This window comes from Herbiconiux daphne, from assembly GCF_024979295.1.
Taxonomy (GTDB): Bacteria; Actinomycetota; Actinomycetes; order Actinomycetales; family Microbacteriaceae; genus Herbiconiux; species Herbiconiux daphnes.
This window is the reverse complement of record NZ_JANLCJ010000860.1, coordinates 1-507: the sequence shown is the minus strand read 5'-3', so window position 1 is coordinate 507 and position 507 is coordinate 1. Positions and strand designations below refer to the sequence as shown.

General features: G+C 32.0%; 1 protein-coding gene. It reads right to left on the bottom strand.

Going from position 1 to position 507, the window contains the following annotated elements; genetic code table 11:
* Positions 1-140 precede the first annotated feature (140 nt).
* Positions 141-413: a DUF3310 domain-containing protein gene (locus tag N1032_RS28085; protein ID WP_259544038.1), complete on the bottom strand. Its 273-nt coding sequence runs from the start codon at positions 411-413 to the stop codon at positions 141-143.
* Between the last annotated feature and the right edge of the window lie 94 nt (positions 414-507).

The following is a 507-nucleotide window of genomic DNA, read 5'->3' as shown; positions in this document are numbered from 1 at the left end:
AATAAAAGACCATAATTTCTTTAACATGAAAATCCTTTTAAAAAGTTAAAATAAAAATAGACGTTTTTGAAAACAAGAAGAGTTGCTTCTCTTTATATATGTAGACAAATTAAACGTCTATATTTTTCTAAATTATTTTATTATTGTGGTAAAAGACCTTTAACTTTGCTCACAAATTCATCATATTGTTCTGGATACTCAAACCCAACTTCGATTAAAGCATAGTGAACAACCTTCAACAGATCCTGAATACCATTCTTCTCTTTATGACGGAATGCATATTTGATCATGTTAGTCTGCTGGAAGTTCAGCTGTGGATTTGCATGATAGAAATCCAATGGCTGGATTGCTTTATTGTCTGGTTGATAATGTGAACCACCAACCATTGTGTTCAGTGCTGGATTACTACTCATTTGATTCTCCATTCAAAACTATCAGATACAAACATTGCATCAGTGTCCTTGTCCTTTCTCCGCTGAGTAAAACATAAGAAAGGTAATTTATTCA

Coding starts and splice junctions, on each gene's coding strand:
- N1032_RS28085 (WP_259544038.1), bottom strand. CDS start 413: ATGAGTAGTAATCCAGCACTGAACACAATGGTTGGTGGTTCACATTAT.